This is a genomic window from Vibrio sp. CUB2, assembly GCF_001557945.1.
GTDB classification, from domain to species: Bacteria; Pseudomonadota; Gammaproteobacteria; order Enterobacterales; family Vibrionaceae; genus Vibrio; species Vibrio owensii.
On record NZ_LNRB01000015.1, the window covers coordinates 1 to 19,975 of the forward strand.

Annotated in this window: 20 protein-coding genes and 1 pseudogene; 16 read left to right on the plus strand and 5 right to left on the minus strand. The window is 42.5% G+C overall.

All coding sequences use genetic code 11. From position 1 onward, the window contains the following. Nucleotides 1-223: 223 nt before the first annotated feature. Nucleotides 224-805, minus strand: a pseudogene (locus ATB78_RS20475) (DUF2913 family protein). Nucleotides 806-1,227: 422 nt separating this feature from the next. Here ATB78_RS20475 and ATB78_RS20480 point away from each other — a divergent pair. Genes ATB78_RS20480 through ATB78_RS20485 form a run of 3 tightly spaced genes read left to right on the plus strand, consistent with a single transcriptional unit; the run spans nucleotide 1,228 to nucleotide 4,930 of the window. Next, a complete protein-coding gene (locus ATB78_RS20480; protein WP_240537424.1) occupies nucleotides 1,228-3,072 on the plus strand; it encodes an AAA family ATPase in 1,845 nt (614 codons plus the stop codon). Next, entirely contained in the window at nucleotides 3,054-3,176 is a 123-nt protein-coding gene (locus ATB78_RS30280; RefSeq protein ID WP_276279639.1) for a hypothetical protein, read from the plus strand. The genes ATB78_RS20480 and ATB78_RS30280 overlap by 19 nt, the downstream gene beginning before the upstream one ends. After that, complete coding sequence (locus ATB78_RS20485; protein WP_061010168.1) at nucleotides 3,173-4,930, plus strand: UvrD-helicase domain-containing protein; 1,758 nt, start codon at nucleotides 3,173-3,175, stop codon at nucleotides 4,928-4,930. Before ATB78_RS30280 ends, ATB78_RS20485 begins: the two co-directional genes overlap by 4 nt. A 171-nt stretch (nucleotides 4,931-5,101) precedes the next feature. On the opposite strand, the gene ATB78_RS20490 is transcribed toward ATB78_RS20485, so the two are convergent. The 3 genes from ATB78_RS20490 to ATB78_RS20510 all read right to left on the minus strand — a co-directional run bounded on the left by ATB78_RS20490 (nucleotide 5,102) and on the right by ATB78_RS20510 (nucleotide 10,362). Further along, the gene (locus ATB78_RS20490; protein ID WP_061010169.1) at nucleotides 5,102-6,172 is read right to left on the minus strand and encodes a ParB family protein; all 1,071 of its coding nucleotides are present in this window, start codon (nucleotides 6,170-6,172) and stop codon (nucleotides 5,102-5,104) included. After that, the gene (locus ATB78_RS20495) at nucleotides 6,172-7,371 is read right to left on the minus strand and encodes a ParA family protein (protein ID WP_061010172.1); all 1,200 of its coding nucleotides are present in this window, start codon (nucleotides 7,369-7,371) and stop codon (nucleotides 6,172-6,174) included. Before ATB78_RS20495 ends, ATB78_RS20490 begins: the two co-directional genes overlap by 1 nt. A gap of 2,094 nt (nucleotides 7,372-9,465) precedes the next feature. Beyond that, the gene (locus tag ATB78_RS20510) at nucleotides 9,466-10,362 is read right to left on the minus strand and encodes a hypothetical protein (RefSeq protein WP_061010176.1); all 897 of its coding nucleotides are present in this window, start codon (nucleotides 10,360-10,362) and stop codon (nucleotides 9,466-9,468) included. Between the two features lie 607 nt (nucleotides 10,363-10,969). Between ATB78_RS20510 and ATB78_RS20515 the strand changes: the two genes are divergently transcribed. From ATB78_RS20515 to ATB78_RS20525, 3 genes are read left to right on the plus strand one after another with little or no spacing between them, the layout of a single operon-like run. Further along, the gene (locus ATB78_RS20515) at nucleotides 10,970-11,449 is read left to right on the plus strand and encodes a hypothetical protein (protein WP_061010178.1); all 480 of its coding nucleotides are present in this window, start codon (nucleotides 10,970-10,972) and stop codon (nucleotides 11,447-11,449) included. After that, complete coding sequence (gene elbB, locus ATB78_RS20520; RefSeq protein WP_061010179.1) at nucleotides 11,446-12,093, plus strand: isoprenoid biosynthesis glyoxalase ElbB; 648 nt, start codon at nucleotides 11,446-11,448, stop codon at nucleotides 12,091-12,093. Before ATB78_RS20515 ends, elbB begins: the two co-directional genes overlap by 4 nt. Before the next feature lie 12 nt (nucleotides 12,094-12,105). Further along, nucleotides 12,106-12,531 (plus strand): hypothetical protein, encoded by a 426-nt coding sequence (locus ATB78_RS20525; protein WP_061010181.1) that lies wholly within the window; start codon nucleotides 12,106-12,108, stop codon nucleotides 12,529-12,531. A gap of 21 nt (nucleotides 12,532-12,552) precedes the next feature. On the opposite strand, the gene ATB78_RS20530 is transcribed toward ATB78_RS20525, so the two are convergent. Continuing rightward, on the minus strand, nucleotides 12,553-13,143 hold the full coding sequence (locus tag ATB78_RS20530; RefSeq protein WP_038892693.1) for an XRE family transcriptional regulator: 591 nt from the start codon (nucleotides 13,141-13,143) through the stop codon (nucleotides 12,553-12,555). Between the two features lie 596 nt (nucleotides 13,144-13,739). Between ATB78_RS20530 and ATB78_RS29875 the strand changes: the two genes are divergently transcribed. The 10 genes from ATB78_RS29875 to ATB78_RS20575 are packed head-to-tail and all read left to right on the plus strand — an operon-like array spanning nucleotide 13,740 to nucleotide 19,971. Then, nucleotides 13,740-13,901, plus strand: a complete 162-nt coding sequence (locus ATB78_RS29875; RefSeq protein ID WP_179947013.1) for a hypothetical protein — start codon at nucleotides 13,740-13,742, stop codon at nucleotides 13,899-13,901. 5 nt (nucleotides 13,902-13,906) lie between these two features. Then, entirely contained in the window at nucleotides 13,907-14,089 is a 183-nt protein-coding gene (locus ATB78_RS20535; protein ID WP_011998836.1) for a TraY domain-containing protein, read from the plus strand. Nucleotides 14,090-14,142: 53 nt separating this feature from the next. Next, nucleotides 14,143-14,502: a TraY domain-containing protein gene (locus tag ATB78_RS20540; RefSeq protein WP_061010183.1), complete on the plus strand. Its 360-nt coding sequence runs from the start codon at nucleotides 14,143-14,145 to the stop codon at nucleotides 14,500-14,502. Then, a complete protein-coding gene (locus ATB78_RS20545; RefSeq protein ID WP_061010185.1) occupies nucleotides 14,492-15,094 on the plus strand; it encodes a lytic transglycosylase domain-containing protein in 603 nt (200 codons plus the stop codon). Before ATB78_RS20540 ends, ATB78_RS20545 begins: the two co-directional genes overlap by 11 nt. A 14-nt stretch (nucleotides 15,095-15,108) precedes the next feature. Further along, nucleotides 15,109-15,426 carry a hypothetical protein gene (locus ATB78_RS20550; RefSeq protein ID WP_061010186.1) on the plus strand — a complete coding sequence of 106 codons (318 nt, stop codon included), beginning with the start codon at nucleotides 15,109-15,111 and terminating at the stop codon, nucleotides 15,424-15,426. A gap of 2 nt (nucleotides 15,427-15,428) precedes the next feature. Further along, entirely contained in the window at nucleotides 15,429-15,800 is a 372-nt protein-coding gene (locus ATB78_RS20555; protein WP_061010188.1) for a hypothetical protein, read from the plus strand. Beyond that, nucleotides 15,763-18,093 carry a conjugal transfer protein TraE gene (locus tag ATB78_RS20560; RefSeq protein WP_061010190.1) on the plus strand — a complete coding sequence of 777 codons (2,331 nt, stop codon included), beginning with the start codon at nucleotides 15,763-15,765 and terminating at the stop codon, nucleotides 18,091-18,093. The genes ATB78_RS20555 and ATB78_RS20560 overlap by 38 nt, the downstream gene beginning before the upstream one ends. A gap of 2 nt (nucleotides 18,094-18,095) precedes the next feature. Beyond that, on the plus strand, nucleotides 18,096-18,764 hold the full coding sequence (locus ATB78_RS20565; RefSeq protein ID WP_061010192.1) for a type IV secretion system protein: 669 nt from the start codon (nucleotides 18,096-18,098) through the stop codon (nucleotides 18,762-18,764). A 10-nt stretch (nucleotides 18,765-18,774) separates the two neighbouring features. After that, a complete protein-coding gene (locus ATB78_RS20570; RefSeq protein WP_061010195.1) occupies nucleotides 18,775-19,014 on the plus strand; it encodes an EexN family lipoprotein in 240 nt (79 codons plus the stop codon). A 9-nt stretch (nucleotides 19,015-19,023) separates the two neighbouring features. Beyond that, a complete protein-coding gene (locus ATB78_RS20575; protein WP_061010196.1) occupies nucleotides 19,024-19,971 on the plus strand; it encodes a type IV secretion system protein in 948 nt (315 codons plus the stop codon). The last annotated feature ends 4 nt before the right edge of the window (nucleotides 19,972-19,975 follow it).

Below are 19,975 nucleotides of genomic sequence, written 5' to 3' on the forward strand. Positions count from 1 at the left end.
TGTAATAAGTGCGTTGTTAGGTTAATGTACTAAATAGTTTCCAAAATTAGAACTGGTCTTTGCACCGTAAGCACACTAAGGTTTCAAGATACTTTTTCTAACCTGACCGAAACGGTTTATAGCCGTGGCCGCAAATCGTTTTTGTCCAACTTCGAGCTAGCTGGTGAAGCCAGCTCATGGAGGATGAATGATCGGGGGTTTAAATGATCGCTAGCCAGCTTTTTTAAGCAGGGTGTACTAAGATGTGGGCTTGATGTATCTCGGTGTTCCACTCTTTCATTTCAGCAAGAAATAGGCCGTGAGCATTAATCGAGTTGATAAGCTCTGGCGCACGCTCTAGTTGGATAAGCATCGATAGCGGGGTGACTTGATTGTGTTCTTGGTCAAAACCGTGTTCGACTTGTTCCTCTAGCATATAAAGGATCCCAGGCTCCGCTTCACTACCCTCCTCAAACAGTCTTGATTCGATACCCTCTACGTCATAAAGGTGTACGAGTAGGTTATAAAGCTTTTCAGCACCGACGAGTTTAGTATGCTTCGACTGTGAATTAAGTTGATGCAGTTTCATTTCTAGGTTCCCACCTTTTTTTCTTGCTACGCTGAGCATCAGTTTGATGTCTTTTTTGATATTCGATAACTACTTATCGTTGAGCTTTGGCTTAAGGTACTTTATCAGTATGTCATTGCGTGATGTTACTGGAACAAAACGAGAAGATGCGGATACCTGACACAGCAAATGAAGCAGGGCGTGGGTAATAACGTTGTGAAGGTTGTGGTAGTAGTCAAAGTCTCGTTTGATTTGCATAGCCAAGGTAGCGTTGTGGGTGGGTTTTAAGAATATGGGGTCTCGGTGTTTTAAATCAACTGTAATACTGAGTTCGGAAGTGGTTTCTCATACATATAGTTATTCATGAATTGCTAATATTCAATTTTCCGAAAATGATAATTGTCCAGAACCTTCACAGTTGGTACTTCGTAACTCAGAAGTGCCCCATTATCATTCAGAGTAAAAGATCAATCATATTCTGTTAATGCGAGCTGACCTTATCAAACGTTATCCGAAGTAACGTACGATTACTGAGTGTGTCGACTTCTTGTTCAAGTCATTAAAACCTGTGCAGCACTTAAGTGTTGTGCTAGCTAAGTCACTTAAGTAACTACCCCAAAGAGTTATAAAAACAATATCAAACAGTTAGAATATTCCTATTTAAGTAGGTAGGGTAAGACATGTATTTAAGTAACTTAAAAGCTGAAGGTTTTCGGTGTTTTGGCAAAGAATTCAATATTCAATTAACAGATGGTTTAAACGTGATAGTGGGTGAAAATGGAGCAGGTAAAACCGCCGTCATAAGTGCAATTCGACAACTATTTCACGACTCTGAATCAGGCATATACAGTGTTACCAGCGATGATTTTTTTAGCCCTTTTGTTGCTCGCGGAAAAACCGCACCATCTTTCTCAATTAGCGCTGAGTTTGATGGACTAGATGTGGGGGATAAAGTAGCTTTTCTTCCATGGGTTGGAGCTTCCAGTACAGCACTATTAAACCTACAAGCCGAAAACAAGGAAATGCGAGGGCGATTCAAAAAAGTCATTTGGGGAGGAAAGTCCAAAAGCTCCCTGTTTGATCCTGAGTTACTAGATCTAATCCAGTGTATTTATTTGCCACCACTAAGGGATGCTGAATCAAAATTGTCGAATGGGCGTCACTCCAGACTATCCAAACTTCTTAAAGCCCTAAATCGTAAACAGCTAAAACAGTGTAAAAAAGACAATGAACTACACCCTCTTGAATCCAAGCTGAAAGAATTCAACGAATCCTTGGCTGGTAACGAAAAATTAGGTATCAAGGATGCCAATAAACTCATTACAGAAAACCTGACTAATGCAATCGGACACTACTTCGGGCAAAACACCAGCATCCAATTTGCAGAAAGTGATTTTACTAAAATCACTGAAAGCCTGACCTTGCTTTTCTTTCCTGACTTATCTGTAGAAGATCAGGAACTATTCCGTGAGCTGAGCCAAAATAGCTTGGGCTATAACAATCTACTTTATATTGCTTCAATTTTGGCGGAACTCACACTAGATGATGAAGATGAAGAGCAACCCCTTTTCAAATTGCTGCTTATAGAAGAACCAGAAGCTCATTTGCATCCACAATTGCAAATTAGACTGCTAAATCATCTCAAATCCGTAGCTAATGAAAACAAAAGTGTTCAGGTCATTGTGACAACACACTCGACGGTTTTAGCCTCTTCAGTTGAACTTGAGTCAATCATTCATTTATCGAAGTCACCAGAGCCAATAGCGACACCTCTACGCACCTGCGGGTTGCCTACAGCTAGCAGCCAATTCATCAATCGATGGCTAGATGTAACAAAGTCAAACCTATTATTTGCAAGCGGTGTAATCCTTGTTGAAGGGATTGCAGAACAAATGATAATTCCGACTTTGGCAAGAATAGCTCTAAAAGGGCAAAAGGAAGGGCGAAAAAGCCTTGAAGATCTTGGGATCTCGACAATTAACTTAAACGGGATCTACTTTAAGCATTTCATGCAATTGTATTGCAACATTGACAATGTAGATGATGCTAAAGGAGGACTCGCAAGTAATAGCATTCCAATAAGGTGTGCGGGGCTCACCGACTTAGACCCACCAAAAGTAACAAAAAAACACGTTCCAGACCCTGAAAATAAGGGGGAAACTAAAGAAATAGAAGAAAACTTCATCCCATATGAAGGCAATATGAAAGCTGGGACTAACCATGCTATCAAACTGGTTGATTCCATCAATAAGTCAACTAATGCACGGCTATATGTGAGCAAGTACAAGACATTAGAGTATGACTTAGCCATGGAGGGAAACAATGCAGCATTAATGTCCAAAATAATTGCATCTCTGTGGCCTAAGCCCAAAAAAGGAGAAAGCTCTATAATCAAAGATTTTACAGCAATGTCCAAAGTAGATTGGACTAAAAAACACCACAGGAAATTGCCGAGGCAGCCCATGAAATTCTTAAAAGAATTGATGATGACAATATTGGAAAAGGGATGTTTGCTCAAGTTTTAACCGATGAAATCCAATGTGATGGTTCTAATTTTACTGTTCCTGAATATATCAAAAATGCAATTTTCTGGGCTTCATCGATAGATGTTGCAAAGGAAGAGTTATGAAAGTCGAGTTCACCCATGAACAACTTGAGTATGTGAACTCCAGCATTGAAGAGCACACTTTCTTGGAAGCCTGCCCCGGAAGTGGCAAAACCGAGGTCGTTGCAGCGAAAGTAGCTAAGGAAATCGATTCTTGGAAGATAAAAACCGGAGGACTGGCCGTGCTCTCTTTTGCCAACAGTGCAACTGATGAGTTAACAATCAGGGTATCAAAGTACCTTCCTCATGGTCAGGGTATGTACCCCCATTTCTTAGGTACTTTTGATAGTTTTATCTACAAGAATATTGTATCTCCTCTAGCCACAGAGCTTACTGGATATTTAGGGGAAGGTGGTGACGCGTCAATACGCATCATTGAACCTAGCGCAAATTTAGGCTTTAGAACAAAATATGGTATTGCAAGCCGAGGGAAGATAAATGCTCATCATTATTCTTTCGATCTAATCAATGAAACTGTAGCTTTTGAAACAGGAAAGCCTGAACTAGATAAAGTACTTAATTCTGTGACTCTAAAAGATTGGGAATTTAAGCACCTTTTGGAGACCAAAAAAAGGATGCTAAAAGGTGGTTTTGCCACTTACCGAGATATTGAATGCTTGGCTATAGATGCCCTTTTTGACGATAAGTATCAGCACTTTGTTGAGTTATTTGTAAAGCGCTTCCCACTCGTCATTATTGATGAATGCCAAGATCTCTCTGATGAACAGTTAACTATTCTTCAAGTACTTGCAAATAAAGGAACCAAGTTACATTTCGTTGGGGATCTCCATCAAGCTATCTATGGCTTTCGTGACGTTGACCCAGCCAAAGTACAGCAGTTCGTAAAAGAAAACCACTTCACTAACTTACCGCTGACTAGAAACTTTAGGAGTTGCCAGAACATCGTCGAACTTTGTGCCAAATTGACAGGGCGAAACGACATTGTTGGAAATGTATCATGGCTAGAGCCAAGATGTTTGGTTGTTCAATACGACAACTGCCCCACTGAGCTGATAGATACCTTTAAAGAAAAGTGTAACGGCTTTAACGACAGTGTACTAGTCTCGAGAGGCCACTCGCAGATTGGAAAATTTCAGGCCTCCGTTATCCAGCCTAATAACATCCAAAAATTGGCTCTTTCTATGAAACTTTACAATCCTAAAGATATGGAAGCGCTAAGCCACTCATTGAAATATTTTTCAGAGTTTCTCCGATACCACCTCAGCGAAAGCAGCAAACCAAACAGCCTCAATTGTCCTCAATCTATCGACTCAAACCTATCTTGGCGAAAGTTCTTGTTTGATTCATTAAACTACTTGATAAACAATAGCTTAAATAGCATTGAAGTTAACTGGTCGACTTGGACAAAGAATGCAAAAACATTAATTCGAGATCTTCCAAGACAGGACTTCTGTTCAGAAGCTATTGCTAACATATTAGCTCCCTTACTCGAGTTAAATTTAACCTCTCCATCTAGCTCAGCCAAACTTGAAGTAGCTTCATCATTGGGCTCAACTACTACATCATTAATCCCGTATAGGAAGTCAACTATCCATGGAGCAAAAGGGGAAAGTCATGATGTTACCATAGTCATATCATCTGCTCGTGCAGGAAATGAATCTCACTGGAAAAGTTGGATTAAAAACCCTGATAGTGAGGCAGCTAGATTTGCTTATGTTGCGTCATCACGCCCAAAAGAATTTTTGATTTGGGCCGTCAAAACTCTTAAGCAACCAGAAAAGAAGCAACTGGAAGCTGTTGGGTTTACCATAGTTTAACTTCATACATTCTATTGTAATGTACAGCCAGAGTTAGAAAACTATCTAAACTACTTTGCCAAATCTCAGCTTATCCGTCATAGGAAAACTTGGCAAAGTACATAACACGTTTTTGTCCATAAGTTGGATAACGGACCCGCTATCCAACTTACTAGTGCTATTACAAATAGACTATTTCTCTTCCAGAACTTTAACGATCGCCGCATCTAACTTATCTTGCATTTCTTTCGACAAACGTCCGAATTCATAAGAGAAGTTGCGACCATTCACGCGCTTGCGTGCAAACATACCTTTGCTATCGAATTGGGCGAGGGGAATGACTTCCGCTTTGCCAGTCGCGTTATTCGCCTCTGCGACTTTTAACTCGGCTTTGATAGCAGAAACAATGGCATCTTTCTGATCCTCAAGCGAATATTCAGCCTGAATATTGACAAGACTTTTCTCAATTTTCTTTGCGAAGCTAGCAATCTGCTTTTTATCATCACAGGTCTTCATCACCTTATCTAGCAAGGCATAGTCTGGATGTGAAAGGGCATTTACAACCGGAAATAGCTTAACCAGCTTCTCGTCTATGCTGGCAGCTTTCATCGCTTTACTTACTCCTGCCTGACTAAGCCCAACTTGCTTTGCAACCTCAGCCTGAGTTATCTCTGCGTTTGCCGATTTGATAGCGATACATTGTTGTCCAATTTCACGCAGGTTGTGTTCTTTAGCGGTTTGTAATTGCTTAGCTAGGGCCTTAGCATCACTGACGGAGATTTCATCCTGAGTGACAAGAATACGGAACGTTTTAACGCGGCCTTCTTGAAGTAAGAACCAAGCACGACGGCGAGAACCATCCAACACATCAATCTTACCTTCAATTTCTCGACCCACGGCAGGATAGAACTGTTGAAACTCCAGTGAATTCAGGTCTGAGAGGGACTCTGCAGTAAGAAGCGATTGATCGCGTCCATTCACATCGAAAGTAACAAACGTTTCATCACAAACTTGCTCGTATGACAGTGTCACTTCGTTAAACGTCGCAGTGTTACCCGATGCGAGTTGCCAAACCACGCTCTGGCCGATAGATTCAAGACCAAACTGTTCTTGCAAGTACTCAACGGCATTGGTGCCAGCTTTATCCAGTTCTGCCGTCAATTGCTGCATTAAAGTGGTCAGGTTCGTCTTAGCCGCTGATTGCTGTGCTTCTTGAGAACCTGGTGCGTTACCTAAAGGGCTACCGCCGCGTTTTTTCGCCATTATGCTTGCTCCTGTTCACGCCACACATTAAGAATGTCACGCTGAATTTGACTGGTTACCTCATACCCATTTTGCTGCGCTGTTTGGAACGTCGACTTACTTTTTGGGTACTCGCTCTTCGACATATCAAAAACGGTCGAAAGTAGGGAAGAGGCTTGTCTGATTGCTTCGCTATGTTTGAACTCCTTAGAGTACAAGTAAGGTGCAAAATGGTCGTAAAGACTGTTCATCAACTCAGTTGTGGTCGAGCTGTCTCGGTGGTTGGTAAGCAGGATCTTCATGAAGTCGTACCCATCATGATTCGCATTGGCCAGTAGCGCCCATACTTGCGGAATGTAGCTGAAATATGAACAGGTCGCATCGATGTCGTTTTCCGTAATAGAAAGCGGGAATACCACACTCGTTGCGGCAAAGTAGGCGTTATAAGTCGCGTAGCCTAGTGATGGCGGAGTATCGATGATGATGATATCGAACTCATCTTTCACTGCATCAATGATCTCAGCCAAGATAGAGTAAGGAGATGGCAATTTATTACTGAAGACTTGCTCATGGAACCAACCTTCAATTGCTCGGTCACTCTGCGCCGCTGGTAGAATACGCAAGTTAGGGATGGTGGTTTCTAGGAACGCCTCAGATACCGCTTGCTCAAAAGTTTCGCCTTCATCCAAGTCAAAGTTACGCATAATGAGATCGCCCACAGACAAGTTTCCTTCCTGATCTGCCTCTGGCGCGTAATACATAGAGAGCGTCGCTTGACCATCCATATCGATTAATCCTACACGGTACTCTTGATGGAACTCTGTTGCTAAACCAGATGCGACAGTCGCGGCAGACACGGTTTTACCAACGCCGCCTTTCTGGTTTTGGATCACGATGACTTGTGCTGACTGCTGTTCGCTACGCGAAAACTTTGGCTCTTTACACAATGCCTCTGGCAACAAATCACGTACACGGTACATTTCCGCAATATCAATAGACCATTGAGAGTCTTCATGACGACGAGGATCAACCTCTGCTGCCGTGACGTATTTATCCAGCGTTTTTGCATCGATGCCTAAGTAAGCGGATGCCTCTGCACGGGTAAAGTTGCGTAATTCTTTACGGTGATTTGCCAGTAAACGTTGGTTACGGCGCTTAATGTATGCATCAGCACCCTGCTTAAGGGATTGAAAGTGCGACGTTGTTTGTAGAGTGTCCATTTCTGTCTCCATGTAGGAATTAGAAATAGTATATCCCTTATTTTTTAGAGTGTATATATAAAAATGAGGTAATTGTATCTTTTTTGACCTAAATTGTTATTCTAATAAGTTGTACGGTTCTACAAGAAACCAGTCAGATTTTAATAACGGAATAGCACACAGTTTTTAAAACGGAGTCGTGACCAGGTAACTGCAATAACCGCCAACTAAGTGTCATTATTCAGGCTGAATATTGACAAGTGCAGGGGACAACAGGCTCCTTTGTGACTACTCACCACCCTATCGGCCGATGCTTCTTATGTCGTTAGCCGTTGCTCAATAGTATTGAGACTTACGCAGCTTCCATAAACACAAACGACCGTCCAGCTGCCTTTAATTCTAGAATGCCTTTATCACGAATATTAAGAGCGGCATTTAAGTCGCGATCGATATCTGTAGTTCCGTAAGACGGACAATCCCATTTGCGAACCTCTAATTGCGCCAGTCTTTACAGCGCGTGTTGTGCTTCGACATAGGCTCTCGCGCCTTTGTTGAATCCTTTTGCACTGAATCGGACGTTAACTTTATTTAAAACTGTATATACGTAATTAGATTTAGAGAACTGGTCCCATACATATCGAGCCCAGTTGCGTGTCGTTGGGAACATGAATCCTTCGGCCTTGCCTGTACACTGGCGACTCATTTTGACTAGCTTGCCGTTCCATCTCATAACGCCAGCCGTCTCTGGCATGTCTTCAAAGTCGTAGCAATATTGATCGGGATACATGATGCCAACCGAGAAATTCCCATCGCCTCGCGTGTATGTTGTCGCCATCCATTTGTTTTCAAAGTGGTCGCGCGTGTCTACATTAATGCCAATAACCCCGTAATCGAACCCGTTGAATGTTGTTCATTGTTTAGCACTCTCTTATAGGAGCGAGTCATTAGCTGCGCAAGCCGTTGCTGATGCGGAAATCGCCACCGCTAGTAGTAGTTTTTTCATTTGTATACCTAAGTAAATGCTGTGTCGTGTTTAATTAATGCTCTTGTGAGTAGCTTGAGCGATTGCTGCAATTATTAGTGCTGTCATTTTCATACTTCTCTCGATGTTCTTGAGAAGTCCTTTTCAGAAAAGTGTTAATCCATAACACGTATAGGTTGGAAGTCTGCTATCTGATGTTGATAGAAAACATTTGTCGTAATTATAAAGAATATTTATAAATCCACACGTTTTAAAGGGTTATTCTCGCAAATCTCAGGGTCGATTGCCATCGAATCCAAGTAGTGAGACAAGACATCAAAATCATCTTGATAGGGTGTTTCAAAAGATAAGAATGCGCCTATATCTGTAAGCTTGAATGTAGGGCGCTCGCCCTCCGTATCGACACTTGCCCTCGCAATTACCCTGATCACTAACCCTACCTTTTAAGCACTATGTGACGACGTCACTGATTCGGAGCTGTGCGACGAATATTAGAATGCGCTCACGCAGTGAGCAAGAAACATCCTTACAGCATACTCAGAACCTTTTTGTATGCCAGTTTGCCTCCGGCACAAAAATTGCCCTTCGCCTTGCCAGAATGCGCGAGCGTAGCGAGTAAGATTATTCACGGAATCATGCGTATATGTGTTGTGGTTTCCTGTCGTATGACAAAAGAAAATTCCAGCGCAGCCAGCTATTATCACGTAATCCAATTTTAATATGAGTAGTTAAAGCTGGCTGTGGGGCCCGTCAAAAGCGTTCCTGAGAGTTACGTATATCACTGTTGTTTGATGCTTTTGATGGGAGGTTTCTCTGAGCGAAGCGATGTTTTACTTAAATATTTATTTATATATTTGTTTTTAATACAAAGTCTTAATATGGAGTTCTATAAAGCACGCCCTCTATATTAGGTGCATTTTAAGGTGAAACTTAAAGGGTAGAATGTAAGGGGATCTTTTGTGTGAATAATAATTTTAATGCTTAGAAGGTAGTTTCTTAACGAGAAAAGGGGAGGGAAGGATAAGAATGAAAGAAAAAGCCGGTGCGTAACGTTAGAGAACGTGACATCAATCACTCTCAATTATCAACAGGCGTGCGAAGTCCTCCGCTTGCGCGGATTCAATCAAAGGTAATTAGTGTGGATTAGGGTGAAGGGGAAGATATGCTTCGAACACTCGACCTGTAGACTCCGCAATACTCTCAAATTTGTTGGCGTTCAAGAATATCTGTCTGACACCATTAGCGATTTCACGAAAGCTTACCCACGTATGACGTAGACCTTCTTTCATCTGACGCTTACGTGTAGCAACTATGGATTCAGCAACATTACTGTAACGAACAACTTTAAGATCACTAAAGAAACGTTCAGAGAACTGCTTGTAGGCAGGAGCACTACGAACAGCACCTTCACCGTCTTCCATTCGGATATTGATCGCTTCAGAGTGAAAGTAACCCGCTTGTTTTAGGTACTTAATCGCTTTCCCAAATGACTTTGGTGCAATGTACTCACCAAAGCGCAAGGCATAATCTTCTTGCAGTTGATAATAGCTCAGTGTTTTCATGCCAGCTTCGGTTGGCTTACCGACGCGGCCACTTATCATGTCAGTGTTACTTAACAGACAGGCTAAAACCTTAGCAACTAGCTCGCGAGCTTGGCGGTTGCGCATTTCAGATACCCAAACATCTAAAGCAGGGAAGCGGCTTGGATTATCAATAAACTCTTCGCAACCTTTAAAAATTGTTGCGAACTCAAGTGGGAGGTTTATGACTTTCGGCTTTTTCTTATCACGCAATACACGACGCTTTGTAAAGCCAATTTCCAAGTTAGTGAATGCTTTACCCTTTGCTTTAAGTCGAGCCTTCTCTGCTGCCACCGCGTCATGATGGATCTCTATACACTCACGAACTCGTGCTTTGCGATTAGCACGATAGATAGCGTTGGATTCTTTTCTGAGCTTACGCGTATGTTCATCCTTCGCATCTAGCGCTGGACTGGGAGTGACTTGGTTGAGTGATTCAAAGGACTGCATAGCACACCCCGACAGAACTCAAGCACGAACGTAATGGAGTTACACCATTGACGATATAAACGCTTGAACTGAGAGTATGCTGTGATAGATCGCACCGAGGGCGCGTTAAATTAAACTGTGTCATATTTTGATTTCCGTAGTTGAAGTCTAATCGGGTGGTAAGTCCGAGTAGTTGTCATAAATGTATAGAGAAAACCGAGAAAGATCAACGATCAACTTCAAGATCTTCAGATACAAAAAAGCCAGACCCTACGGAAGATCTGGCTTTGTTGCTGAATGTTATATACCAAGGTACCACCCTCAGCCACTCAATTGTCCTTAATACACTGCGTAAAACTCTACGCAGGTAGCGTGCTATGCAATGCACTCTTGACACTTAGGATTATAGTAGAACGTGTTTTTAAAAACAACCATACAACCTCAAAAAGTTAACATCTCTTGATTAAAATAAGCAATGAAACTTGTTTTATATTAATTGGTTATTTATGAGCGTTTTAACCTCAGTTTTATAGGCATTTAATTGCAATGTAGAACCCTCTAATTTATCAATTCCCCATATAAAAAAGGGATTAACCCTTAAAAATGTCAGTTGAATTAGTACAGGCTTATGAAGTTAAAATTACTCTTCCTATCATTTCTAGCATTTGGACTGGCTGGTTGGGGCGTCGCTCTCACCAAACCAGACAAACTGGATCACCTTTCTTCTTTTATGACTTACAACTACGTGAAGTCAGTCGTTTGGTATCACTCTAGAGGCAAACTAAAAGAACTAGAGAGTATCATCCTTAACGATGATTTAAGTGATGAAGAAGCTATAAAACGCAAAATCCAGAACATGCTCAAACACCGCACATCTGTTTACTTACGAGAATTTAATTCACTCGACGCTCCAATTCAAAACGTCGGGAACCACTACGAAGAAATGTTCGAGTTCGCGCCATTCTTAAATGACGTTTATGAGGTCGTTTTTTCGGACAAAGATGTTCACCTGAAACTAAGTTTGATTGCCGACATTATGGAGGCGTACCAAACAAGGGCGAACAATCAACTACTTGATCTAATGAATAATAAGGAAGCTAGGTTATGAAAAAAATTGCTGTTGTATTGTCAGGTTGCGGTGTCTTTGATGGCGTTGAAATCAACGAAGCAGTGCTTACGCTGTTGGCTCTTGAAGAGCGTGGCATCACTTATCAATGCTTCGCTCCAGATAAGCCACAACTCCACACAATCAACCACCTAAAAGGTGAAGATAAAGAGCAACCTCGAAATGTACTTGAAGAGTCTGCACGTATTGTTCGTGGCAGCGTAAGTGCACTATCAGAGCTGGACGAACAAGATTTCTCAGCGCTCATAATTCCTGGTGGTTTTGGAGTAGCAAAAAACCTATCAACATTCGCTACCGATGGCGCAGATTTTTCCATTGACGTTGAATTTCAACAAGTAATGACCGCCTTTGCGAGCAAGAAGAAGCCTGTTGGTTATATGTGTATCGCACCAGTGCTTCTACCTAAAGTGTATAACGGTGTTCGCTGCACAATTGGTTACGATGAAGAAACAGCAAGTGTAATCAACAGTCTAGGAGGACTACATGTTGACTGCACTGTAGACAATATTGTCGTAGATAACGATTACAATGTTGTAACGACGCCTGCATACATGCTAGCTGGTAGTATTGCTGATGCTAAAAAAGGTATCGATAAGTTAGTAGAGCAGGTGGCTTCCTTGATTTAAAGTGCTACGCCTATGGAAAACACCTACGATATTCTCTGTACCATTGGAGTAAGTGCTTTTCTTGGTCTTGGGCTTTGGCTTGCTCTAGAGTTTTTACCTTTTCAATCAAATGGAAATGTAACAATAGCGACAACTTTGGAAGAAAAGGAATCTCCAAAGGCGGAACTTTTGTTTGATGCATCTCAGAACGCGGTTCTACGCGGAGAAGATGAGATATTGAGGATAAAACAGGGTAGTACCAACCACCGTTTTATTAGCTATTTGTTTGAGCATGAAGGTCAAGACATCCCTATTGAGCAGTTATATCAGGATCTCAGGCTGCCAGAAGATACTTACTTAAAAAAGCTTATCGCGAATACTAAGCTACCAAAGGAAATAAGGAGCCAAGCGTTCGTTGTGAGTAAAAGCACAATCCGCTTTCAGACAACTCTCGATTAAAAATGCAGCCGTGAGGCTGCATCATCGCGGGCAAATCGAAGATATAACACGTCCTAAAACATCTACCTTAGAAAGCTGTTGAAAAGTAAGAACTTCGTCTTTCTGACTACCTAAAGATTGCAACCTAACACCGGTTGATGTGAATGATAACCTGCGGATAGACATGAAATCTTGGGTTTTGAAAACGTAGAGTTTGTCGTCTTTATAATGTCGGTCTTCAAGATCGACAATCAACTTACTTCCGTCAGGAAGTATATCCCCCATACTGTGCCCTTCAACCTGAACATACACTAGTCGTTCGCTGTGACCTGAGGGAAGCAGCCTAGCATCAAAAAATACAGATTCATCGCCTTCTTTATAAGATTGAATCGATACCGCAAAACTCTCAGGAACTGGTGTTACTTTTGCTCCGTCAACACCAACTCGCAACCATTCGAAACTGACATTGTAATGTTCAGCTAAACGCTTCAGCTTGGTATCTCTTGGAATAATAAGGTCTTTTTCCCATTTTCCGATTGTAGTACCTGTCACTTTTGCAATCCGAGCTACATCTTCTTTCGTTAGCCTAAATTTATTCCTCAGATCTTCCAATCGTTGACCCAACGTCTGCATTTCATGTAACCCCAAAAGAAGAAAAACACCTAAATTCTAAGACCCACACCTCATACAAGAATAACGAAAAATCACCCTTAAATAGGAACCTCCTACTTAAAGGTTGATCCTAAGTTCAATTTCGACTAATTTATAAACACACATACAAATACCGAAGTGATTTGCGGACTAGAGAGTTAAACGAGAATCTAATTCATTGAAATTTAAGATTTCTCATAATTTTCTCACTAGTCCGAGAAAACAAAATCACTTCTCAGAAAAAGAGAGTGTGATATGTATCACAGTCTTTTTAGGTATTAAAAGCACTTTATCCGTAGTTTAAATATGAAGTTAAAGTTTGAACTACGAAATTGGAAGCTGGTAACTTCCCTTTAACTATCCGCTCTTTATCAATTTGTGCCTAGGCAGATAAAACACCGCAACAGAACGTTGGAAACGTGCTCCACTGCATCAGTTTTATCGATGGGGAAGCCCCACTAAAAACTTAGTGGAGAGAAATATTCCCCAAACACACCCGACGTCTCGCAAACGGGCTGGGTTCGGTTTTGCTCTGAGCCGATGAAAGTGAAAGAGCAATCTCGCAAGGAGAAACAGTTATGACCAACAAACTCAAACGGTTTCGTTCATATCGCTACCTAAGAACTCAATCAAAGGTCGATAAAGCAACAAAAGAGCGAACGCCACAAGATATTGAAGCAGAACGAACACGTAATCACTTCCGACGATTTCATGCTCGTGAGTTCCTAGCGTTGAGGTAAATGAAATGCCACAAAACGCAGAAAAAGACACAACTGGAATTTGGTTCGAACTAGATGAAGACACAAACCGGCTTTTAGAAGAATCGGCAGAAGCGAACGACAGGTCTAAGCGCAAAGAAGCTCGATTTCGTCTGAAAGATCACTTATCAAAGTTCAACCAACACATGAAACCTCGCGCTAAATCCTAGCGCTTTTTTTTATCCAAAAAGATCCAACCTTGGGACGGAAAAAGGAGTCTCACATGGATGATAAAAAAATTGTTGAGGGGCAATTAACCCTCGATAAGCAAACATATGATCTTCTCAACCAAGCCTCTCAACGCTCTTTTCGCTCCTTAAAAAAGGAAGCTTCCCTTCGCTTAATTGACCACGTACAACGATTTCATCAGAGCCCACAAAATAAGCTTGATGAGATAGTGTATAGAACGTCCATTAAGATCCCTATTAGGGTAAGAAAAAGCGTTATACCTTGCCTGTATCGAGGCAAGTACAAAGTGAAAACCTTGGTTGATGAATACTCAATACGTTTAAAAGACCATTTAAAACGATACCCAACAATATCAGCGGTTGGTGTCGTACAGGAGGAAGAACATGCTCCTTGAGTTGAGTGCGTTAATCCCTCTACTCAATACCTGCCAAAGCCAAGTTGACGCAAGCATCCTCAAACGTCTTATCGATAATGAAAGCTCTCGTAATCCCTACGCTATCGCTGTAGTTGGAGCCAAACCTGTCAATCAACCCAAGACCAAACTTGAAGCCATCCAAATTGCTACCGATTTGGAGAAGCAAGGCTTTAAGTACAGCTTGGGATTGATGCAAATCTACAAAGAGAACTTTCCCGCCTATGGCATGACTATCGAAACCGCATTTGACGCTTGTAAAAGCATTGAGGTCGGAGCGGATATTTACGCGAAGTGTTACCACCGCGCAAAAGCGCAAGCACCAAACAAGGCACACCAACAACTACTTGATGATGCCGCCTCTTGTTATTACTCCAATAACTTCACACGAGGCTATCAAGGTGAAGGAGAGAAAGGACTGAGCTACGTTGAGAAATTCAACCGAGCAAAGAAACTGCCCTCCAACACCATTTCTGAATCTTACGACTCAACCTCTGAGTCTTCTCAACCTTCAAAACCAACACCACCAAAGCAAGCCCATTCATGGGATGTCTTTGGTGATTTCTCTTATTAACAAGGAAATATTCAATGAAACCACTTAACTCAAACACGCAAACATACAACAACCTAAAAGCGGCATTCATCGCCATGATGCTGGCTGTTTTTTGTCATCCGGCTATCGCCGCAGGTGGCCTAGATGAAGGTATCACTTGGGTAAATGAAGTTGCGGATTGGGCATACAAACTCTTAGGCGCAGCCGTCTTTGTTTACAGTATCGTCATGGTCATCTTGGCCTTATTGGAGAAAAAAACATGGGGGGATGTGGGCATCAGCATCGTTAAAGCAGCATGCGCTGGCGGTATCGTTGCAGCAGTCACTTACGCTTGGTCTATTTGGGGAAGCTAATCATGCAAGACGAAGAACGAGATCAATACGCCAGTTATAACTCGCTAGCACGCAAACCACTCATGTTTGGCATGCCTATCATCCCTCTCATTATAGGAATGTTGACGATGCTACTGACTGGTTGGCTTGGGCTGAGTTTCTTCGGAGTAAAAGGGCTGGTTTTTCCAGCCTTTATTGCTTTAGGGCTACTGTATATCCGCATTCGTAGCGAAGAAGACAGTCGAGCCATCGATGAAATGAAATGGGAAGCAAAAGGCTTCTTAACTCGCCTTCGCTGCCAGTCCAACACCATTTCATTCACTTCTATCGATAATCACCCATTCAGGAGAAAGCAACATGTCAGCGAATGGTTTAAAAACAATACCCCTGACTGACCTTCCTGCTTATGGCTACCCAATCAATCGAACCATGCTCTCTTTGGACGACGCCAAAGTCATGGCAACCATAAGCCTTAACGGAATACCTTTCGAGTCAGAATCTTACAACACGCTCAAACCTTCCTTTGAGCTCGTGAAAAACATCCTTAGCACCCTCGCCAGAAAGTACGGCAGTCAACTTGCCATTTGGACACACATCGTTAAACGTAAAGAACGCTTTGAAGCCCACTACTGCTTCGAGAGCGACTTCATGCAGCGCTTTTCTGATCGTTACTTGCAAGACTTTTCCGGTGAGGACTTTTTCAGTGTCCGGTACTACATCACCTTTGTACTCAACTACAAAGGCACACTCATCGAAGGAGAAGATGAGCTTGGTGATATTCTCAAGACGGTTTCAGCCGCATTAAAGCGTTTCGATAGTAAAACGCTTGAAGTCGGTGACGCTCACCGCTGTGAACACGTTGAGTTTCTTTCTTACTTACTCAACTACAACGACCAACCTAAGCCCCTTACGTCAGAAAAAGTGCGCAATTATATCGGTCACAGTGATTGGCACTTCGGTCACGACTTGCTTGAGGTTCGCAACGCGAACAACGAGGCCAACAAGTTCGCCACCTTCTTTGAGCTTGATGCCCTACCAATCGCAACGGAAATGGGGATGTGGGATTTCATTTTGAGTCAACCAACCGAGTTTATTCTGACTCAGTCCATGATTTTTATGCAGTCCCTTAAAGCTCAAAAAATGATTGATAGGCAAACCAACTTCATTGAGTCTAGCGACAACGCGGAGCATGAGTTAGAAGAGCTGCAAGCGGCGCGAGACTATGTAGCCTCCGGCGCGGTCAGCTTTGGAGACTATCACGCATCACTGGCCGTCATTGGTGACTCACCAGACAAAGTGATCATAGATAGCGCTGACTTAAATGGTCAGTTCCTAGCTAAAGGCACAGTCTTAAAGCGTTCGAACCTCAAGTCTCAGTTTTCATTTCTAAGCGCACTTCCCGCGTCAAAGATGCGCATCAAGCCCTCACCACGAACCATTGCTAACCTTGCCTCGACATGGTCACTACACAACTACTCAACAGGCAAAGCAACGGGCAATCCGGTTGGAGATGGCAGCGCTATAATTCCTTTAAAAACGCTGTCTAACTCCCTGTTCCACTTTAACTGTCACGCCTCGGCCATAGGCAAAAACAATACGGGAGAAAAGAGCGCAGGACACACCATGATACTCGGTGCATCTGGCTCAGGTAAAACGACACTAGAAGCCACACTTACCGGCTTTTTTACTCGCTTTGAACAGCAAATCTTTTGTATCGACTATAAACGCTCTACCGAGTTGTTTATTCGAGCGTTTGGTGGTGAATACTTTTCGATTAAGGAAGGCGAAGATACAGGCATCAACCCTTTCCAATTGGAGCAGTCCCCAAAACTCGTTAGCTTCTTGAACCGCCTTGTTTGCCGCTTGGCGCAAGATTCACAAGGCCACATCAATGCTCATGATGAACAGGAAATCAAAGACGCGATAGACAGCGTGATGACCTTTGACGCACCAATGCGCGGCCTCAGTATGATGCTGCAATCCATTCAAAATCCGGACTTGCGCATGAGGCTCAGCAAATGGTGTCGCAGTGAAAACGGTAAGCTCGCTTGGTGTTTGGACTCACCTCATAACCAGTTCAACCCGCAAGCAATGGATCGCATTGGCTTTGATTCAACCCTGCTACTAGAGAAAGATTCAAGCGGTCATGTTCACCCTGCTAGTGAGCCCGTTCTTGCCTGTTTGTTCTTCTTAAAAGAACTAATGCAAGAATCCGGCAAGCTACTGCAAACCATTGTTGAAGAGTTCTGGATGCCAGCGAACTTCCCTCTCACCCAAGCGGTGATGAAGCGAGCGTTAAAGACCGGACGTTTAATGAATGAATTTATGGTGCTGTCATCACAGTCACCAGAAGATGCGATTCATTGTGAAATCTTCCCTGCCATCGTCCAACAAACCGCAACCAAAGTGTACTTGCCGAACCCTGATGCAGAGTATGACGCTTACAAGCAATGTAACCTGACCAAAGGCGAGTTCGATAAGCTCAAGGCGCTCGATAAACAAAGCCGAACCATGCTCATAAAGCAGTCGAACACCAGTTGTTTTGCAAAGCTGGATTTAGGTGGCTTTGATGAGTTCCTACCGATTATCTCAGGCTCTACCGATGACATTGTGCTGTGTGAAACCATTCGCGCAGAGGTGGGCAATGATCCTGATTTGTGGATACCTGAACTACTGAAAAGGAGATAACCATGCTTAAACGAACCACGCTTGCCTTATGCATTGCATTGGCATTGAACGCCTCAACGCAAGCATCAGGTATCCCCGTTGTTGACGTTGCAGGCATCACTCAAATGGTGGTTGATAGTGCGCAGCGAGCTCAAGAGTTTACGCAGTCGATAAGCGAAGCTCGCAACCGCCTTAATCAACTCAAAAGCCAAGCGGAGCATTATAAATCGATGGTTGAAGGTCACTATGGATTCGAAGAAATACTCAGTGACCCAAACCTAAATGATGTGATCGACCTCAGTGCATACAGTGATTTGTATGACGCGATTGATGATATATCCGACTTACGTTCTGAATTTGGCCTTTATTCCGACGACCCCGTGATACAGAGGCGCTACGATATGCAACTGAAACAACTTCGTTTTCAGGAAATGCTTTATGAGCGCAGCACTGAACGCAACGAACGAATGAGTCGTCTACTTAGCCAGTTTGGCAGCGCAACAACGCCAGCGGCCAAAGAAGACTTAGCGAACAGCATCAACTTTGAAACCATGCAGATGCAAAACGAGCAACGCATGATGGATTCAATGTCAGACATGCTAGAGCAACAACGAAAACTTGAGGTTAGTAAGCAATCGAAGTTACGCATAGAAAATATGCTTTACGGAGATGGGATACCTTTAGAGAAATAAGGATATGAATATGAAAAAAGTAACTTTAATCACTTTACTATCAGTCGCTCTTTTGGGTTGTGATAAAGAGGAAGTAATGACCGTTGAATGGTATAAGTCTCACGACAAGGAACGAGCTGAGCTACTAAAGGAGTGTAAGAATAACGCTGAAAAAGCAGAAACGACAAACTGCAAGAACGCATCAATCGCTCAATCAAAGCTAAACACCAACGATCTGTTATTCGGAGATGGAATCTCTATCAAAAAGTAAGGACATCATATGTTTGATGATCTATTTGCCTTTTTAGACACCGCTGTTTTAAAGAATATAAGTGGAATGGTTGGTGTTTTCGCTAATGTCATCACTCCATTATTAGGCTCTTGCGTTACATTGTATGCGATATATCTTGCATACAAGATGCTCTATGACGCAGAGAATATGATGATAATGGAGTCGATGAAATTTGTCGGCGCTTTGGCGTTCTGTACGTCAATAGCATTTAATACAACTTGGTATCTAAGCAGTATCGTTCCGATTGTTTACTATTCTGGTGATGACATCGCACAAACTCTACTTGGGAGCAGTGGTACAGGCTCAGTCCAAAGTATGTACGATGATATGGCCGCGACTGTCCAAACAATTTGGAGTTCGATTGATATTAGCGTGACCGATGGTAGTTCGTGGTCAGAGGCTATATTGAAATGGTTCTTTTGTGTCCTAACTCTGTTAGGAGCATTACCTTTTATTGGCATTGCAACTGCTTACTTAGTGGTTGCAAAGGTAATGGTTGGCTTCCTTCTGATAATTGGCCCGTTATTTATCATGTTCGCGTTTTTTCCTTCAACGCGAAGCATGTTTCAGTCATGGACAGGCCAATGCTTGAACTACATTTTGCTTTCAATCCTATACCCAATTGCTTTTAGTATGTTTAGCACAACCTTAGACAGCGTAATTAATACCGATAGTATTAATTTACCTTCCGCTTTAATGACCTTTATTTTGTTTTTCGTATTCATACTCCTTTCGGTTCAAATCCCTGTGCTTAGCTCTTCTCTTTCGGGGGGCGTTGGTATTAATGGGTTGGTTAGCAACATGGGAATGGGTATGCGAAGCCTAAGTAACGCCGCTAAAGGTGGCGCAGGAGCAGCCAAACGCGCAATACAAGGCACGTACAATGGTGCCAAGTCATTAGGCGATAAGTTCAAAAACCGAATTAGACCAGGCTAACACC

Excerpts from the sequence above, each read along its gene's own strand:
- ATB78_RS20555 (WP_061010188.1), top strand. The coding sequence starts at position 15,429 with ATGCAAGACGAAGAACGAGATCAATACGCCAGTTATAACTCGCTAGCA.
- elbB (WP_061010179.1), top strand. The coding sequence starts at position 11,446 with ATGAAAAAAATTGCTGTTGTATTGTCAGGTTGCGGTGTCTTTGATGGC.
- ATB78_RS20575 (WP_061010196.1), top strand. The coding sequence starts at position 19,024 with ATGTTTGATGATCTATTTGCCTTTTTAGACACCGCTGTTTTAAAGAAT.
- ATB78_RS20570 (WP_061010195.1), top strand. The coding sequence starts at position 18,775 with ATGAAAAAAGTAACTTTAATCACTTTACTATCAGTCGCTCTTTTGGGT.
- ATB78_RS20535 (WP_011998836.1), top strand. The coding sequence starts at position 13,907 with ATGCCACAAAACGCAGAAAAAGACACAACTGGAATTTGGTTCGAACTA.
- ATB78_RS20515 (WP_061010178.1), top strand. The coding sequence starts at position 10,970 with ATGAAGTTAAAATTACTCTTCCTATCATTTCTAGCATTTGGACTGGCT.
- ATB78_RS20495 (WP_061010172.1), bottom strand. The coding sequence starts at position 7,371 with ATGGACACTCTACAAACAACGTCGCACTTTCAATCCCTTAAGCAGGGT.
- ATB78_RS20560 (WP_061010190.1), top strand. The coding sequence starts at position 15,763 with ATGTCAGCGAATGGTTTAAAAACAATACCCCTGACTGACCTTCCTGCT.
- ATB78_RS20490 (WP_061010169.1), bottom strand. The coding sequence starts at position 6,172 with ATGGCGAAAAAACGCGGCGGTAGCCCTTTAGGTAACGCACCAGGTTCT.
- ATB78_RS20565 (WP_061010192.1), top strand. The coding sequence starts at position 18,096 with ATGCTTAAACGAACCACGCTTGCCTTATGCATTGCATTGGCATTGAAC.
- ATB78_RS30280 (WP_276279639.1), top strand. The coding sequence starts at position 3,054 with ATGTTTGCTCAAGTTTTAACCGATGAAATCCAATGTGATGGTTCTAAT.
- ATB78_RS20480 (WP_240537424.1), top strand. The coding sequence starts at position 1,228 with ATGTATTTAAGTAACTTAAAAGCTGAAGGTTTTCGGTGTTTTGGCAAA.
- ATB78_RS20545 (WP_061010185.1), top strand. The coding sequence starts at position 14,492 with ATGCTCCTTGAGTTGAGTGCGTTAATCCCTCTACTCAATACCTGCCAA.
- ATB78_RS29875 (WP_179947013.1), top strand. The coding sequence starts at position 13,740 with ATGACCAACAAACTCAAACGGTTTCGTTCATATCGCTACCTAAGAACT.
- ATB78_RS20510 (WP_061010176.1), bottom strand. The coding sequence starts at position 10,362 with ATGCAGTCCTTTGAATCACTCAACCAAGTCACTCCCAGTCCAGCGCTA.
- ATB78_RS20525 (WP_061010181.1), top strand. The coding sequence starts at position 12,106 with ATGGAAAACACCTACGATATTCTCTGTACCATTGGAGTAAGTGCTTTT.
- ATB78_RS20485 (WP_061010168.1), top strand. The coding sequence starts at position 3,173 with ATGAAAGTCGAGTTCACCCATGAACAACTTGAGTATGTGAACTCCAGC.
- ATB78_RS20550 (WP_061010186.1), top strand. The coding sequence starts at position 15,109 with ATGAAACCACTTAACTCAAACACGCAAACATACAACAACCTAAAAGCG.
- ATB78_RS20540 (WP_061010183.1), top strand. The coding sequence starts at position 14,143 with ATGGATGATAAAAAAATTGTTGAGGGGCAATTAACCCTCGATAAGCAA.
- ATB78_RS20530 (WP_038892693.1), bottom strand. The coding sequence starts at position 13,143 with ATGCAGACGTTGGGTCAACGATTGGAAGATCTGAGGAATAAATTTAGG.